At 43.6% G+C, this 15,864-nt stretch carries 18 protein-coding genes; 5 read left to right on the top strand and 13 right to left on the bottom strand.

Annotated features, from left to right (window positions below; genetic code table 11):
- Positions 1 to 46 precede the first annotated feature (46 nt).
- The gene (locus tag AC6H04_RS09810; protein WP_497571493.1) at positions 47 to 613 is read left to right on the top strand and encodes a DUF2179 domain-containing protein; all 567 of its coding nucleotides are present in this window, start codon (positions 47 to 49) and stop codon (positions 611 to 613) included.
- A gap of 27 nt (positions 614 to 640) precedes the next feature.
- On the opposite strand, the gene AC6H04_RS09815 is transcribed toward AC6H04_RS09810, so the two are convergent.
- Complete coding sequence (locus tag AC6H04_RS09815; RefSeq protein WP_497571509.1) at positions 641 to 1,483, bottom strand: ribonuclease H family protein; 843 nt, start codon at positions 1,481 to 1,483, stop codon at positions 641 to 643.
- Between the two features lie 193 nt (positions 1,484 to 1,676).
- Between AC6H04_RS09815 and AC6H04_RS09820 the strand changes: the two genes are divergently transcribed.
- Positions 1,677 to 2,132: a hypothetical protein gene (locus AC6H04_RS09820; RefSeq protein WP_497571494.1), complete on the top strand. Its 456-nt coding sequence runs from the start codon at positions 1,677 to 1,679 to the stop codon at positions 2,130 to 2,132.
- A 137-nt stretch (positions 2,133 to 2,269) separates the two neighbouring features.
- On the opposite strand, the gene codA is transcribed toward AC6H04_RS09820, so the two are convergent.
- Entirely contained in the window at positions 2,270 to 3,526 is a 1,257-nt protein-coding gene (codA, locus tag AC6H04_RS09825) for a cytosine deaminase (protein ID WP_497571495.1), read from the bottom strand.
- A gap of 202 nt (positions 3,527 to 3,728) precedes the next feature.
- On the opposite strand from codA, the gene AC6H04_RS09830 reads away from it, so the two are divergent.
- On the top strand, positions 3,729 to 5,072 hold the full coding sequence (locus AC6H04_RS09830) for a TrkH family potassium uptake protein (protein WP_497571496.1): 1,344 nt from the start codon (positions 3,729 to 3,731) through the stop codon (positions 5,070 to 5,072).
- Positions 5,065 to 5,748 carry a potassium channel family protein gene (locus AC6H04_RS09835; protein WP_497571497.1) on the top strand — a complete coding sequence of 228 codons (684 nt, stop codon included), beginning with the start codon at positions 5,065 to 5,067 and terminating at the stop codon, positions 5,746 to 5,748. Before AC6H04_RS09830 ends, AC6H04_RS09835 begins: the two co-directional genes overlap by 8 nt.
- A 228-nt stretch (positions 5,749 to 5,976) precedes the next feature.
- Here the strand turns inward: AC6H04_RS09835 and AC6H04_RS09840 are convergent, their stop codons facing one another.
- The 11 genes from AC6H04_RS09840 to AC6H04_RS09890 all read right to left on the bottom strand — a co-directional run bounded on the left by AC6H04_RS09840 (position 5,977) and on the right by AC6H04_RS09890 (position 13,905).
- Positions 5,977 to 6,360 carry a DMT family transporter gene (locus tag AC6H04_RS09840; RefSeq protein WP_497571498.1) on the bottom strand — a complete coding sequence of 128 codons (384 nt, stop codon included), beginning with the start codon at positions 6,358 to 6,360 and terminating at the stop codon, positions 5,977 to 5,979.
- An 11-nt stretch (positions 6,361 to 6,371) separates the two neighbouring features.
- Complete coding sequence (locus AC6H04_RS09845) at positions 6,372 to 6,683, bottom strand: DMT family transporter (RefSeq protein WP_497571499.1); 312 nt, start codon at positions 6,681 to 6,683, stop codon at positions 6,372 to 6,374.
- Between the two features lie 82 nt (positions 6,684 to 6,765).
- Complete coding sequence (locus AC6H04_RS09850) at positions 6,766 to 6,942, bottom strand: hypothetical protein (RefSeq protein WP_497571500.1); 177 nt, start codon at positions 6,940 to 6,942, stop codon at positions 6,766 to 6,768.
- A gap of 3 nt (positions 6,943 to 6,945) precedes the next feature.
- Positions 6,946 to 7,620 carry an NAD(P)H-dependent oxidoreductase gene (locus tag AC6H04_RS09855; protein ID WP_497571501.1) on the bottom strand — a complete coding sequence of 225 codons (675 nt, stop codon included), beginning with the start codon at positions 7,618 to 7,620 and terminating at the stop codon, positions 6,946 to 6,948.
- A 325-nt stretch (positions 7,621 to 7,945) separates the two neighbouring features.
- The gene (locus AC6H04_RS09860) at positions 7,946 to 8,914 is read right to left on the bottom strand and encodes a 3-hydroxyacyl-CoA dehydrogenase family protein (RefSeq protein WP_497571502.1); all 969 of its coding nucleotides are present in this window, start codon (positions 8,912 to 8,914) and stop codon (positions 7,946 to 7,948) included.
- A gap of 145 nt (positions 8,915 to 9,059) precedes the next feature.
- A complete protein-coding gene (locus tag AC6H04_RS09865; protein WP_054736490.1) occupies positions 9,060 to 9,260 on the bottom strand; it encodes a cold-shock protein in 201 nt (66 codons plus the stop codon).
- Positions 9,261 to 9,560: 300 nt separating this feature from the next.
- Complete coding sequence (locus tag AC6H04_RS09870; protein WP_497571503.1) at positions 9,561 to 9,878, bottom strand: hypothetical protein; 318 nt, start codon at positions 9,876 to 9,878, stop codon at positions 9,561 to 9,563.
- A 74-nt stretch (positions 9,879 to 9,952) separates the two neighbouring features.
- Entirely contained in the window at positions 9,953 to 10,456 is a 504-nt protein-coding gene (locus AC6H04_RS09875) for a DUF4811 domain-containing protein (RefSeq protein ID WP_497571504.1), read from the bottom strand.
- A gap of 1 nt (position 10,457) precedes the next feature.
- Positions 10,458 to 11,882 (bottom strand): MDR family MFS transporter, encoded by a 1,425-nt coding sequence (locus tag AC6H04_RS09880; protein WP_497571510.1) that lies wholly within the window; start codon positions 11,880 to 11,882, stop codon positions 10,458 to 10,460.
- A gap of 86 nt (positions 11,883 to 11,968) precedes the next feature.
- On the bottom strand, positions 11,969 to 13,087 hold the full coding sequence (gene mutY / locus AC6H04_RS09885; protein ID WP_497571505.1) for an A/G-specific adenine glycosylase: 1,119 nt from the start codon (positions 13,085 to 13,087) through the stop codon (positions 11,969 to 11,971).
- Positions 13,088 to 13,092: 5 nt separating this feature from the next.
- A complete protein-coding gene (locus AC6H04_RS09890) occupies positions 13,093 to 13,905 on the bottom strand; it encodes a MerR family transcriptional regulator (protein WP_497571506.1) in 813 nt (270 codons plus the stop codon).
- Positions 13,906 to 13,999: 94 nt separating this feature from the next.
- On the opposite strand from AC6H04_RS09890, the gene AC6H04_RS09895 reads away from it, so the two are divergent.
- Positions 14,000 to 15,661 (top strand): peptide ABC transporter substrate-binding protein, encoded by a 1,662-nt coding sequence (locus tag AC6H04_RS09895; RefSeq protein WP_497571507.1) that lies wholly within the window; start codon positions 14,000 to 14,002, stop codon positions 15,659 to 15,661.
- Positions 15,662 to 15,864: the final 203 nt, after the last annotated feature.

The raw sequence follows: 15,864 nt of genomic DNA on the forward strand, positions 1-15,864 counted from the left end.
GCACTAAACTGTAGTGGTAGCAAAAATGAAAGAAGAGGCGATTTATTTGAAACTTGCACTGACTATTTTCCTTCTAAATGCTTGTTATATTACATTAAATACATTTCGAACAATGCTAGTGGTCCGGCGCCAACGCTTATGGGCACCACTGTTGGCCGTCCTTGAGGAATTCGTATACGTGATTGCGTTGGCAATTGCATTAAAAAACATTAATTCACCTGTTAACGTCATCGCTTATACCGTTGGTTTTGGATTGGGAATTTACCTTGGCATCATCATCGAAGACCACGTGGCATTGGGTTACGTCAACTTCCAAGTTACCGTTAAAATCGATAATGATGACCCAAAATATCAGCAAAACAAAAAGCTTCCAGAAGACCTGCGCAACAATGGTTACGGGGTCACGGAAACTTGGGGTTACGGTCGCGATGGCTCGCGCCTGATTTTAAACATCTTGGCACCTAGAAAAGCTGACCGCCGTCTAATGGAACTCATTCATGAGCTGGCACCTGAAGCCTTCGTGATGGTCAATGAACCCACCCAAATGTCTGGTGGTTTCTGGAGCAAAGAAGTGGAACGACGATTTAGGAAAGTCACCCATAAAGAAAAATAGAATTGCCAATTTGATACGAGCGCTGGACTACGGGTTTTTGAATAAATCCAACTGTTCCAGTGCTTTTTGAATGTCAGAAACTGACTGATCCACTTTCTTCTGCTGTTCAGGAGTCTGTTTAGCATGAGTTGGTTTCTCTGGCTTAGCTGAATGAGAATCGCTTACCGCTTTGGACTTGCTATTGACGTGTGCGGGTTTTCCAATCGGCCGACCAGCCTTAACCATCGCGTCCATGGTTTTATTCAATAGTGAATCCACAAAAATATTACCCTGATTATCAGCGTGGCCTTTAGTCCAGACTAATGAGAGATTTGGGAACTGAGGTAAAAGGCGACTGACTTGCTGCCAAAGCTCAACGTTCATTAATTCACCGCCGGAACGTCGCCAACCCCGTCGCTGCCAGCCCTTTAACCAGCCCTTGTTAATTGCGTCCAAAACGTATTTTGAATCTAGAACCAGCGTGATGTCTGTGTTTTGTTGATGCTCTGCAATCAATGCTTCTAGCGCTTTAATAAACGCCATGATTTCCATTCGGTTATTGGTAGCCCCCCACTCACCAGCAGAATCACTCAGTACTTTATCAGGTAATTCTAATCGATACGCCCAAGCCGCTGGATCTGTTGTTTTAACGTGGCCCCCCTTCACATTGCCGGAATTCCGAGTACCACCATCCGTATAGCCAATAATCAGGTCACCACTAGCTGTATGAGCAACCGGTTTTTCACCCATAAACTCTCTAGCTTCCGCTTCGGTAGTAAAGCCCTTAAATTCGGCGCCTGAGAACCCTGATACTTCTTTTTGAGCTTCCGGCCAACTGGTATAAATACCAGGATGCTGACCCTTTCTGACTGCATAATATTTACCCAAAATAATCACCTCTTATTAATTTAAGTGTTGTTAAAGTTTAGTAAATTCTTATTACAAGACCAATTTTACGGTAGCGAATCATACTAATTCTGTGAAAATTATGCTAAAGTTATTAGTGTAAGTAGTTTATCAAGTAAATTAACGTTCGTACCCGAACTTATACCATATACCCAGTTGTTCAAGAGGAGGAACTCTGATGTCTGAAATTCACGCGCAGCTCATCAACATCGATCAAGCACACGCCTTGTTGAAAGAGCAACACAGTCAAGCCAACGAATTTTTTCCCAAGCTGACACTAACTGGCCAATACATCCTACCAGATTATCGGCTAACACGTAAACGGGAAGCGTTCAAAATTCGCAAGCATACCTTTTTAAAGAGACACTACAAATCCTACGTGGCCTTTGATTCTGAAAATGGTCAAACACTTTGGATGCGTAACTTTTCAAGTTTAACCCAAGCTCTATTCTGGCTTCAAACTGGTCTCAAACCGGGCGATACCGATAGTCAATTTTCCTTTAAAGAATGGCTTGAAAACCACGCAGAGGAAATTGAAAGTTACAAAGATCAACTACGTTCCCTGCATAAAGAAGCAGTGGCCAAGAAAAAGGCCTCAGAATCTCGCGCTCACAAGCCTAAAAAACACGCATAGCTGATTAATTCTGACTGTTTGTTAGAGTTCCGACACGATTGATCAGTTACGAAAATCCCTTAAGACAGTTACCAAATCGTTACTGTCTTAAGGGATTTTTTGTGCCCTAGCTGACTTTTCTCAAAAGCAGGGTTTAATTACTTAGTAATATCACTTTGACCAAAGTAGGTCTTTACTTCTTGAGGCCGGGTCTTTACGGTCACAACCCCATGATGAATCGCATACAGTACTTCTGCCCGTTCGTTCAGAGCATCATAGAAGTTATCCCTGTTTAAAATAATGCAGTTAGCTTGCTTGCCAACTTCAATACCATAGTGATCTAGAACGTGCATCGCACGGGCACCGTTTTGAGTCACATATTGATATGAGTTCATGATTTGATCATAACCCATAGTCTGTGCCACATGAAGTCCAAGGTGCAACGGATCCATCATGTTACCGTCACCCATTGGGTACCAGGGATCCTTAATATCATCCTCGCCAAAGGCAACGTTAATGCCATCTTCAGTCAGCTCTTTGACCCGAGTCATTCCCCGACGCTTTGGATAAGTATCAAACCGACCACCAAGGAAAGTGTTAACCAGTGGATTAGCAATCATGTTGATACCAGACATTTTCAGTAAGCGGAATAGCTTATAAGCGTAAGCATCATTATACGAACCCAGCGCAGTGGTATGACTAGCTGTTACTTGATCACGCATACCAGTCTCATAAGCCAGGGTCGCCAAGGTTTCAAGTCCTCGAGCAGCTGGATCATCAATTTCATCGCAATGGACATCAATCAGTTTATCGTACTTTTCAGCCAAATCACTGACAAAGTGCAAGGACTGCACACCGTATTCACGGTTAAACTCAAAGTGTGGGATACCACCGATGACATCAACGCCCATCTCAGCGGCTTTGGTCATTAACTCTTTACCATGTGGGAAAGAAAGAATCCCTTCTTGAGGAAAGGCAACAAGTTGCAGTTCGATGAAATCTTTCACTTCTTCACGAACCTCAAGCAGTGCTTTTAAAGCTGTCAGATTAGGATCCGTTACGTCAACGTGTGACCGAACAAACTGCGTTCCATGACTTGCCTGTTTCTTCAACGTCTGGATTGCCCGCGTCTTGACGTCTTCAATCGTCAACTTTTGTTTTCTGGCCGACCAAATACGAATCCCATCAAACAGTGTTCCCGATTGGTTCCATTCGGGATCCCCCGCTGTTAAAGTTGAATCCAAATGAACATGAGGATCAACGAATGGTGGCAGCAATAACTTACCGCGACCATCAATCAGGCCTTCACTATCTTTTGGTGCAATGTGATCAGCAATTTCAACAAACTTGCCATCTTCGATTCGAACATCTTTTAAGGTATCGCTATTTTCAATTGACACTTGTTGTATCAGCATCTTTTCACAACCTCCAACGATTTAGTTAATCCTTTTCACTAAATTATACCACTGGACTTACCAATTAATTGACGTCTCGTTCAATTCATCTCAATCTATTTTTGGTCTCACGTTATTGGCAATGAATTCGGTGCCATATTGCTTTTAAACTGTTGGAATTTTCGCTATAGTTGAATTAATAAAACTTAAAGGAGGGAGGGCTATGTCAATCCCTAAACGTCAGCATCTTTCGCTCCCCAAAGCACTGACACTTGGTTTTCTAATCATCATTCTAATTGGCACCGTTCTCCTCAGTCTGCCGATTGCAACTCGTGGCGCTCACAGCACCTCCGTACTGGATGCTTTTTTTACCGCAACCAGTGCCACCTGTGTTACAGGACTAACCTTGGTCAGCACCGCTTTTCACTGGACTGTTTTTGGTCAAACAGTCATCTTGTTTCTCATGGAAATCGGTGGTCTTGGCTTCATGACGTTCACCGTCATGCTATTCTTGTTTATGCGGCGGCAAATGAAGCTGTCAACCCGCCTCTTGGCCCAAGAATCGCTCAACTTAGATAACTTATCTCAGCTTAACGTCATTAAATTAATTTTACTGTTGTCGTTCATCATCCAACTGGCAGGTGCCGGATTATTAATGATCGATTTCTACCCGCGGTACGGTTTAGTCAAGGGGCTGTGGTTTAGTGTGTTTCACGCTGTTTCTGCCTTCTGTAACGCTGGATTTGATCTATTCGGTAATAGCTTGGAAGGCTTTGCTAACGATCCTTATGTATTGAGCGTCATGTCTATTCTGATCATTGCCGGTTCTTTCGGTTTCCTAGTCTGGCAAGATCTACTGCTTTTCCCTAAACGGCATCACTTGTCACTGCACACCAAACTAGCCTTGGGAACTGGTACCGTGCTGGTTTTACTCTCAATCGTGGTTTATCTGCTCAGCGAAAATAATTTAGCAATTCTAAGTCCGCGCGTTTCTTATAGCAACCGACTAGTGAACACCGTATTTATGGCGATCACACCGCGGACTGCTGGGTTAGTGACATTACCATATCAGCAATTATCCATTGCGAGTATTGCGTTTACCATGTTATTGATGTTCATCGGTGGAACCCCTGGATCAACTGCTGGTGGCGTTAAAACCACAACGATTGGACTGCTTACCCTACAAAGTATCGCCACCCTGCGAGGAAAACGGGATGCTACTTTTGGTCACCGCCGTTTTACTCAAGAAAATGTCTTCCGCGCCCTAACCCTAATTTTCGTTGCACTGACCATTTTAGCCGTAGCAACTTTGGTTCTATGCGCGACCCAGCCGATTCCTAAAAATGATGGTCTGCAAACCGTTACTTTTGAAGTTCTGGCAGCGTTTGGAACAACGGGAATTTCACTGGGGCTAACACCCCACTTAAACGTGCTTGGTAAACTGATCATCATGTTTTTAATGTTTATTGGCCGTGTTGGCATTTACACCGTGATGTTCTCAATCTTAAACGCAAACCGTAAGCAACCAAACTACCGTTACCCGGAGGAGAGTGTTCTAATTGGTTAAACAAAAGCGTGAAAATTACGCTGTGATTGGCTTGGGCCAGTTTGGCAGTGCCATTTGCCAATCCCTAGTAGATGCCAATCAAGAAGTCCTGGCCATCGATATTGATGAAGAAAAAGTCAACGAATTTACAAACATCGTCACGCGGGCTGTAATTGCCGATGCCCAAGATGAAGACACTATGAAAGAACTTGAACTGGGAAGCTTCGACCACGTTTTCATCTCAATCGGTCAAAATATTCAAGCCAGCATCATGGCTACTTTACTAACTAAAGAACTGGGTGCGAAGGACGTGATTTGCAAAGCCGAAAACGAAAGCCACGCCCGAGTACTTGAAAAAATTGGCGCCGACCAAATCGTACGACCAGAGCGCGACATGGCCCGCCGAATCGTCTTCCATCGTTTACAGCCAAACATCGTTAACTACCTGATGCTCAACGACCAGGTCACCATGGCTGAAGTAAAGGTCGATAATCCAAACTTCGTGGGTAAATCTTTAAACGAGTTAGCTGTTCGGAACAAATATCATATTAACGTAATTGCCATCAAGACAGAGGGTAAAGTTAACCTCTCGCCAGATGCTAACGATCAGTTAAGGCTCAACGACTTAATCTCGGTCGTTGGCTACACTACTGACGTGAACCAGTTCAATGAAGATGCGCAGGGAACTGCGAAATGAGTATGTCATACAAGTTCCCAGTAAAAAGTCCGCAACATGAATCTATATCAGTTTGTTTTTTAACCGAAACGCATCGTGAAATTTACTTTAGCTTACTACTTGGATATAGCCTTAACCTGTTCTACAACTCAGATTCCGGCCATATAACACCCAAAAGCGCCGTCTCGACAATCATCGGGACGACGCTTTTGGGTGTTATATTCTGGAATCTACCGAGTTGCATCACACTTAGCCCTTAATATTCATCTTGTCTTCCACTTGCAATGACTCATAATCAATTTCCTCTTCTGCTTCACCAGACCAGTTTAACGACACGATACCAACCACAATCAGCACTAATCCAAGAATTTCACCGATTGAAAACGACACGTGAAACACGGTGACATCCAGAGCTGCGGTTAATACCGTGCCAGCGCCTGACCAAAGTCCGTACGCCACACTCAAGGGTACCACCCGCATGGCATACGATAGACTGTAGAGCATGATTAAAAAGACGGCGATGCTTAACAAAGTCCAGGAGACTTGAGTAAACTCCTTTGATAACTTTAACGACATCGTCCCTACAATCTCCGTCACTATCGAAAGACCTAACGCTGCATAATACTTAAACATCCGCAATCACCTCACAATATATTCAACATCACCGTGCCAATAATAATGCACGCAACACCGACCACCTTAGAGCGGTTGAGTCGTTCTTTGAAGAAGATGATACCAATGATTGTTGTAAACAGCGTACCAATGGCGCCCCACAGCGCATAGGCTACCCCCAGATCCATCCAGCGAAGCGACTTGGAAAAAAGAAACAGTGTAATCGTATACCCAATCACTAGGCAAATGGTGGGTATCAGACGATGAAAACCATCTGACTCCTTCAATAACGAGCTGCTGATAATTTCAAATATAATCGCTGCAAATAAAAACCCATATCCCAATAGCAAAGTGACCATCCCGTTTCTAAAAACTATATTAAGTCTCATTCTAAACCTAATTAATTAAACAGGGAAATTTCTCAGATTACCAGCGCGATGGATTCCAGGTTCGTCCGTCTAATTCTCCTTGCGCCAGCTTAATGCGTCGCTGTTGTTCCTCGTTTAATTCAGCAAGCGCTAAGTACAATGCCCGTTCTTTAAACTGTGGTGTTTGTGCTGCTAATTGTAAAAGTTGTTGTGTCGCCCATGTTTGTTCTGCCATCAACTACTCCTCCATATCCTGAATCATTTTGAGATTCATCTGCAGATCTTCTAGTGTGGCTTGATTATTTTTGATTTGCTCTAAAATCAGCGTCAACCGCTGCCTTTTTTCTTCCGGAACGGTGACGATAAGTGCCTTCAACTCGTCTATCAGCCAAGTTGTTTGATCATCAAAGTGTCCCAACCGTGGCTGAGTCAGATAGCGCTGATAATCAATCAGTAATTTAGCTTTCATTTCTTCAGACTGATAGCCAAATTGATCGATCACAAAGGTTGGTAAGAAAGTCATCTGTAACTTATTTGCTAACGCTTGAAACGGAATCATAATTTGGGAAAGGCTGAAGCTCTCTTTGGCCCCGGCAGCAAAACTTTTAGCTGGCGAACCTAAACTGACGGCAATCCCTAATTCTTTGCCAACCAGACTGCCCATAGCATCTGGATAAGCAAAGTGCCGTGTCAGCACTTGATCCAACCAATTTTTTAAAACGGCTGGCGCTGAGTACCAATAAAGCGGGAACTGTAGCACTAATCGATCTGTTTGTTCAATCAGTGCTTGTTCTTTTGCCACCTCGACATCGAAGGTACTCACCGGATGCCAAGTTACTTCCGATAGATCAGCCGCTTCCTTTAAGAATTGCTGCGTACTGGAATCCTCAATTTGCGGATGTCCCACTACCACTAAAGTTTTGATAATAACGCCCCCTTGTACACCATCATGATGATTCTAATTAAGCCCATCTTATCACACCAATTATTTTTCTGGTGACCATAAAGCTTACCATCATCGTTTTCTATCGTGGTGACTACAAAACGGTTTTGAGAGTAGGCTTTCTCAAAACCGTTTTGTGCAATGTTTTATAGGGAGAGCACAGTAGTGACCGAACTACTGGGAATAGCAACGGGATTTAAAAGCGCCATTGGTAGCTATACCCTTACTATTCGCTTTAAGTTTACCGTTTGTCTGTAATGAACGGATGTTATTTGTGTATCGGTTACGTAAAGATTTAAAATCCGTTACCTGCTTCGTCGGTCTCCCTAAGATCATGCTTTAACAAATCCAATAATTTAGTATCACGGTCCTGAACCATTTGCTTGCCATCTTCGCCATTCCAGTCAAAGAATCCTTTACCAGTCTTTAAACCTAACTGGTTGTTATCAACTTTATCTTTTAAAACAGGATCAGTTCCCTTTTGCGCCGATAAGTCATCATACAGATAACTACTGATGTTTTTGAACACATCTAGGCCACCTAAATCGGCACTGGCAATTGGACCAACTAAACTCCACCGTCGTCCCAAACTGTACTTAATAATGTCATCGACAGCTTCGGGAGTAGCAATGCCTTCGTCAATAATATGAAACGCCTCGCGCAAAACAGCTAACTGAATCCGATTTCCTACAAATCCGAGAGATTCTTTAGTCAAGCCCACCGCATGTTTATCAATCAAATTCATTAGCTGAACGGTTTCATCAACAACACTTTGAGTGGTTGCTTTCCCTGGTACGACTTCAACTAGCGGCATTAACTGAGCTGGGTTCCAAAAATGAGCGACCACAAACCGTTCGGGTACTTTTAAGACACTCTGCATTTCAGTGGGGCTTAAACCTGACGTATTCGTTGCCAAAATAGTCTGATCAGAAACAAATTTTTCAGCTTCCCGCCAAACCACTTTTTTAACGGCCATATCTTCCACTACAGACTCAATAACAAAGTCCGCGTCAGTTAATGCTTGTTCATAGCTGGTAGTAAAAGTTAATCTTTTGAGTACTTGTTCTGGAGACTCTTTTAAAATCCCGGCAGTTGCAAAAGTCTTCATATCCGCTTTAATTCTGGTCAATCCTTGCTCTAGCGCTCCTTGACTATTATCCAGCACACGAACCGTGTAACCATGCATGGCAAATTGTAATGCAATTGCGTGTCCCATTGTACCAGCGCCAATGTTGGTTATCTGCTTAACTTCTGCCACTTTCATGTCAGACACCCCTTTTCATAATATTGAATGCGCTTTCAATTTTAGTGTACGACATTTTGAAGGAATACTGTTAGTTAAATTTGTCTGATGGCACAAAAAACCACCAATCAAAATGATTGGTGGTTTCGTTGGGCTTAATTAAGAATTAAGCAACAGTAACGTTAGCAGCTTGTGGGCCGCGGTCGCCGTCTTCAACGTCCAAAGTTACCTTTTGGCCTTCTTCAAGAGTCTTGAAGCCGTCAGCATTGATAGCTGAGAAATGTACGAATACATCTGAGCCGTTTTCAAGAGTGATAAAACCGTAACCTTTGTCAGCGTTGAACCATTTAACAGTACCTTGTTCCATTAGAATGAAACCTCCATGCGCTATGCGCAAATAAATTTTGCATTTGAAACTTTTGAATAAGGAGCCATTCTAAAAAGAACGTTGTACCTTAATTCCGAAGCATAAATACATTAACAATACAATAACAGGTAATTCGAAAAAGTGCAACTATAAACTCCGAAAAAAATGAATTTAATTTTAGGTTTTTGAATTACCACCTGCAGCATAACACGCTTGATATCAAACGTTTCTAACCCTTTTTCCAAAGTTAAATAACCTCTTAAATGATATCTATTTGGTTATTATAACTTTAGTTTTTAATTATCTAATCAACAACTCAATAGTATCTTTTTGAGGCGCAAAATTTAGCCCTGATACACGTTCTTTAAGAATCTTGGCGTACTCATCCAGTACGTCGTCAGGAAGTGGTGTCGTATCTCCTAATTCAGCTAAAACATCATCTGGAGAGTCAACATTCTCCATATCGATAAATAAACGCATATTGCCCACTGTATCTCGTAGCAGGTCGGTCAGCAGACTATTGGGTTTGCCTTCCAAATCGGTAACAACAAGTTGTGCGCCATCAACTCCTTGATGATTGATCGTAATCATTTTTAAGACATCAAAAACGTTATTCATAACGGCTCCCCCAATTAATTAATGACATTGTGCTCATTATACACGATGTTCCCATGCTGTGAAAGCGATTCAGTTTAACTCATTCGTACCAGGTGCCAACCTGGTTTCAGACTAAAGTGCCATTGGGTTCCCGCATAGTCATGATTTTTCACGCCAACACTAAATAGCAACCGCAGTTCTTCATTTCGGTAGACCCGATATGTTTTGGTCACTTTTAGCTGATTGCGCTTAGCGTTTTGGGTAATTTCAACCGGTCCCTGAGTAGGATCAGTGTGTTCTAATTTGTGTTCCAGCGGATTATTCTTATACAAATACACCCGTTCGTTCTTTGTCCCAATCTGGCGATAAAGCAACACCCGTTTTTTGGTGGCTAAACTAGAGGTAAGCGGATATTCATGACTAACCGTCACTTTTTTCATACCTAAATACTGATTGAAATTGAGAATCATCAGCAAAATACTGCCCACGGTTAAAACCAGGCCAATAATCACCCAAACTGTCTTCTTAGTACCGCCAGTCATAAAAATCATACTGCCAGCAAAAAGCAGCACACCAGCAAATAATAATATTGCGATCATCTTAAGCCACCTCCTTATTTCGTTTCAAGAAGAAGGTCATGACGAGACCAATCAGTGCAAACGTGGTGGCAATTCCAAATGCATACCGAAAACCGACAACGTTAGCATGCAAGGCTAATTGTTTAAATAAAATCGGTGTTGCCTTGGCAACGGCATGATTTGGCATGTGATTCATGGTCACATTCGACATTACCGAAACCAGTACGGCAGTCCCCATTGAAGCAAAAACTTGTCGTGCAGTGTTATTCACAACGGTACCATCACTGATCAAGTTAAGCGGTAAAGCGTTCATCCCAGTGGTGGTAACGGGCATCATGACCATAGAAATCCCCATCATCCGAACGGTATACAGACACACGATATCGATCACGGGCGTGGTTGCGGTGATTGGAATAAACGAGCCCGTCGCCAACGTCAGCAATAGCATTCCTGAAATGGCCATATTGCGAGCACCTAACCGATCAAAGATTCGACCGGTGATGGGGTTCATCAACCCAATCACAATCGCACCTGGCAATAAAGTCAGCCCCGAAGCCAACGGAGTTTCACCGCGAATGGTTTGCAAATACATCGGCAGAATCAAGGTAAACCCATTCATCGCCATAAATGATACGGCTACTAACGCAGCCGAAAGTGAAAACTCGCGGTGAGTAAAAACTTTAAGCTGCAGCAGCGGATTCTTAATCTTAACCGACCGCCAAATAAACAGCCCAACAACGATCAAGCCAACTATCAGCGTGACGTAAACCACCGGGCTTGTCCACTGGTAGTTTCCCACTGATGAAAAGGCAAACAGCATGGAGCCAAAGCCAATGACAGAAAGCAAAACTGACAGCCAGTCAATAGGTGCTTTCTTGGTTGGCAATACCTTGCGCAGGGTAAACCAGCCCATGATGAGAACCAGCACTAAAATAGGCAAAATGAATAAAAACAGCATCCGCCAAGAATAGTGCATCAGCATCCAGCCAGAAAGTGTCGGTCCAATCGCTGGCGCTAAACCAACCACCATCCCGGCAGTTCCCATAGCCGCACCACGTTTCGACGGTGGAAAAATAGAGGTCATGATAGTTTGGTAAACTGGCGCGGTGATCCCCACACCAGCACCTTGAATCAAACGGCCAGCAAGAATCATCCAAAAACTTGTGGCAAAAAGGCACAGCAGCGTACCAATACCAAAAATCAAAATTGCGGATAAGTATAACTTCCGCGAATCAAATCGCTGAAGGAAAAAACCAGTAATGGGAATAATGATCCCCATCATCAACATGAACCCAGTTGTCAACCATTGAACGGTATTGGCCGAAATGCTAAACGATTTCATCAATGTTGGTAAAGCAGTGGTCAGCATGGTTGAAGTCAAAAAGGTGCAAAAGGTCCCCACAAGCATCGTAAACACTAATATGATCCGATTATACGGTCGCCCCATTTGATCAACTGGTTGATCTGATTTATGTAACTTCTCATCCAAGAGCATCACTTTCTTTCTATAATTAAATCTTAATTTGAATCTATTTATTGAACCTGACGTACACGCGTCAGTAATTTTTCCTGAACTTTTGGCAGGGCTATTTGTTTAAGTTGGTCACTGGACAACCATTTACCCGGAAAAAAGCTTAGGTCTGTTTCTGGTTTAACTTCAGCACTTAGCAACGTGATGAACCACTGCCGGTGGGTAAAGGTGTGCATAACCGGCTTGCCATCCATGGGTATCACGTGAACAGTTAGCCCAAACTCCTGCTGCACTAACTTCTCAAGCAAGGTTAATCGTTCTTCATCCGTCACCAATTCCGGCGTTTCGCTCATCGCTAAAACATCGTCTTCCGCGATTAAGGGAAAGGTCCAGAAATTAGCTAATAGCCCATCACTGGGCCGTTTCTGCATCAAAAATTGATTGTCATGGCGAATGACTAACCCATAATAGACCACTTTAACCGGTTTAGGCTTCTTTGATTTCACCGGATACTGCATCTCAACGCCGTCCAAATACGCCTGATTAAAAGCCTTCACTGGCGAATGTGCCGAATCAGGATTCTTAGCAGACATGTAACTGGCGCCAAGGTCCATCACCGCCTGATTGAAATCACCGGGACGATCAGGCGACATAATGCGACCAATCACCTGCTCAAAAACTGGCCGTGTTTGTGGCTTAGCGATATCCAGATCAATTTCCAGTAAACGAGCGAACACCCGGAAGGCATTGCCATCCACAGCAGGAACGGGTTCGTTAAACGCAATGCTGGCAATAGCACCCGCAGTATACGGACCGATTCCCGCTAGCTCTTGCAGGCTCTCAGCAGTTTGCGGCCACTGACCACCACGCTCATTGACGATTTGCTTAGCTGCTTTTTGTAAATTACGGGCTCGGGAATAGTAACCAAGACCTTCCCACGCCTTCATCAGCTTAGCTTCAGGCGCATTTGCTAAAGCCGTTACGGTTGGAAATGCCGCCATAAAACGTTCGTAGTATGGTATCACCGTATTTACTTGCGTCTGCTGAAGCATAATTTCGGAAACCCAGACATGATACGGATCGTGGTCCCGACGCCAAGGTAAGTCGCGGCCATGAGCATCATACCAATCTAACAGTGTTTTTCGAAAGGAGCGAATCTTACTTTCTGACCAGTCAATCACCTTAATCACTCCTTTACTTCAGCTAATAGTCGTACAACCTGCTTGGACGGATCATCCGTCTGCCAGTTACCTACGACTGGTTCTTCATAATAAGTGGCCCCTAAGACAAGTTGGTGTTGTGCGGCATATTCACGCAGATGGTTAAAGCCATCAATCAATGGGGTGTCTAAATGGTGGTAAGCAAGTACTGCGCGGCCACCTAACTGGGTTGCATCGGCCTTAATTTTACTGCTGGGTGCTAAGGGTGTATACAGCGCTGTTACTAATTCCGCTCGCCCTGCCTCAATAGCATGCTGTGAATGCATCCGCCCAACTGCTAAATTAACCGGTGCCATATCCATCACGGAAAGCACGTGCTTAATTTGCGCTTGAACTTGTTCCCCTGTGACCTGTACCTCTTCTGGAAAAGTAGTGGTCAGTAAACTAACTGGTGAGCGATTTACCACCGTGGCTGCTTCTGGCATAGCCTGGCGGGCGGTTTCCTGATTCGTTATTTCCTGAGAAATCTGCTGTTGTGCCATACTTAACTGGTTTAATTGTTTTTCGACCAGTTGCTGCTGATACTTCAGCATGGCAATGTGGTCATGCCCATTTTCATGCAGTGTGGCTTTTGTTTTGTTCAAATCATTTTCCAGTTTAACCGTAGCTTGCAGCGACAACCATTGATTTACCTGACTCAGATCATATGCCCGCCGCCCATTCTTATCCCGACTAACTGGCTGGAATAAGCCTAACTCATCAAAACGGTTAAGAACGTGGCGATCAATTCTCATGAGCTGAGCGAACTGACCTGCCGAAAGTTGTTGCCCTTCTATCAATATGGTTCACCTCGTAAATATTTATGTCACTTGACGTTATGAAACTGCTTCATTATTATCAAAATAGAGCTATTGGGATTGAGAGGGTACAGCCATGAAAACAACATTCAAACTAATCAGCGTTTTGCTGGCAACACTTTTTTTAAGTGGCTGTCAGCAAAGTCTGTCTAATTCAAAACAGACTTCTGACAATAAAGGGGTCATGTCACGTAATCAAAACGTTACCGTCGTTGAGCAAACACGTTTAAACACCGTGGATATTTCAAAGGTTAACAGTTTCAATAAATTACGCAGTTCAACGGAAGGCCTATTTCGATTGGGCAATAACGGCCGGGTTAACAACGGCTTAGCTCAAAGCTACCGAATTAGTAAAGATGCCAAAACGTACACTTTCAAGCTGCGCAATAACGCACGTTGGAGCAACGGTCAGCCAATTACTGCCACTGATTTTGTCTATTCATGGCAACGAAGTGTTAACCCGCAAACTAAGTCTGTTAACGCTAATTTATTTGACGGGATCAAAAACGCGGATAAAATCAGAAAAGGCGAGCTACCAACAAGCCGTTTAGGCGTCAAAGCCCTCTCAAACCACGAACTCCAGGTGAAGTTAAATCACCCCATGGTCTACTTTGAAAGTCTCTTAGCTTACCCACTGTTTGCGCCTCAAAGCCGCGCCACTGTACAACGCTATGGGACTCAATACGGCGCCAGCGCAAACCGACAAATCTACAGTGGCCCCTTCAAACTGGTTAAATGGCATGCCAATAGTGCTTCCCGAACACTGGTACCTAATCCGTATTACTGGGATAAATCACACGTTTATCTCAAACGTTTAACCATCGTTACTTCCAAATCTCCTGCTCAAGACCTAAAAGATTACCACAGCGGCAAGGTTGCCGAAATTCAGTTAATTGGCAAGCAGATTCCTGAGAATAAAAATAACCCGGACTACGTTGTCCGGCCCTTCTCATTAATGCGCATAGTCGCTTATAATTTTAACACAAGCAACGCTACCAATAAAAAACTCATTAATAATCGTAACGCACGAGTGGCAATTTCGCACGCAATTAATCGTCGTAAACTGATTAACCAAGCATTGCAAAACGCTTCTCTGCCGCCAAAGGGATTTGTGACTGCTGGTCTCAGTAAAAATAATCTCAACCATTCTGACTTTGCTAATCAACAGGAGGCATCCTCATACGTCAAGGGCAATAACAATGCGGCGACTCGTGAATGGGCAACCGCTAAAGAACAACTGCATATCAATACAGCCACGTTGAAGCTTATCACTGCAGACGATGCGGTCAGTGTCCGAGTTGCTGATAACCTTAAGGCGCAGCTAGAGCGCAACTTACCGGGGCTTTCCGTTCACACCATTCCACTGGATTCAACCCATTTAAATAGTCGTGTCATTAACGGCAAATTTGACCTGCTGCTCACTGGTTGGGGTGCTGACTATCCCGATCCGCTTTCATTCTTACAAGTGATGACAAGTAATAGTCGCCATAATTATGGTCACTGGCACGATGAAACCTATGATCGACTGGTGACGACCATTAATAATAATCAGAGTACTGATTATCAGTTACGGTGGCAACAAATGCTCAGTGCGGAGAAACGCCTAACTGAACAGCAGGGTGTCACTCCCTTGTATCAGCAAGCTGACAGTTTTTTGACGAACTCGAAATTAAACGGCGTCCTTCATAATATTAGTGGCGTAGTCGAAGATTATAAGAGTGCGTATTGGGTAAAATAGAGTGTGAAAACAAGCGGTTAGAGAGTGGAGAATAAGAGTGTGGCGGGGAGCGATTAGAGACTGGAGCGTAATTAACTTATGGTGGAAATCCCGAACTTGGATTTGTACCATAAGTTAATTACGTGCAAGTCTCTGCTCCCCAAAACACGTTTCAAAAACAGAATGTGAAACACCCATAATTTAACGCAAAAAAACGTCATCCC

The organism is Secundilactobacillus sp. MJ173 (assembly GCF_059704265.1).

What these genes read in the sequence shown, in the direction of transcription:
- AC6H04_RS09820 (WP_497571494.1), top strand. Translation starts at nt 1,677, where the DNA reads ATGTCTGAAATTCACGCGCAGCTCATCAACATCGATCAAGCACACGCC.
- codA (WP_497571495.1), bottom strand. Translation starts at nt 3,526, where the DNA reads ATGCTGATACAACAAGTGTCAATTGAAAATAGCGATACCTTAAAAGAT.
- AC6H04_RS09840 (WP_497571498.1), bottom strand. Translation starts at nt 6,360, where the DNA reads ATGTTTAAGTATTATGCAGCGTTAGGTCTTTCGATAGTGACGGAGATT.
- AC6H04_RS09870 (WP_497571503.1), bottom strand. Translation starts at nt 9,878, where the DNA reads ATGAATAACGTTTTTGATGTCTTAAAAATGATTACGATCAATCATCAA.
- AC6H04_RS09880 (WP_497571510.1), bottom strand. Translation starts at nt 11,882, where the DNA reads ATGGGGCGACCGTATAATCGGATCATATTAGTGTTTACGATGCTTGTG.
- AC6H04_RS09895 (WP_497571507.1), top strand. Translation starts at nt 14,000, where the DNA reads ATGAAAACAACATTCAAACTAATCAGCGTTTTGCTGGCAACACTTTTT.
- AC6H04_RS09850 (WP_497571500.1), bottom strand. Translation starts at nt 6,942, where the DNA reads ATGGCAGAACAAACATGGGCGACACAACAACTTTTACAATTAGCAGCA.
- AC6H04_RS09865 (WP_054736490.1), bottom strand. Translation starts at nt 9,260, where the DNA reads ATGGAACAAGGTACTGTTAAATGGTTCAACGCTGACAAAGGTTACGGT.
- AC6H04_RS09875 (WP_497571504.1), bottom strand. Translation starts at nt 10,456, where the DNA reads ATGATCGCAATATTATTATTTGCTGGTGTGCTGCTTTTTGCTGGCAGT.
- AC6H04_RS09860 (WP_497571502.1), bottom strand. Translation starts at nt 8,914, where the DNA reads ATGAAAGTGGCAGAAGTTAAGCAGATAACCAACATTGGCGCTGGTACA.
- AC6H04_RS09830 (WP_497571496.1), top strand. Translation starts at nt 3,729, where the DNA reads ATGTCAATCCCTAAACGTCAGCATCTTTCGCTCCCCAAAGCACTGACA.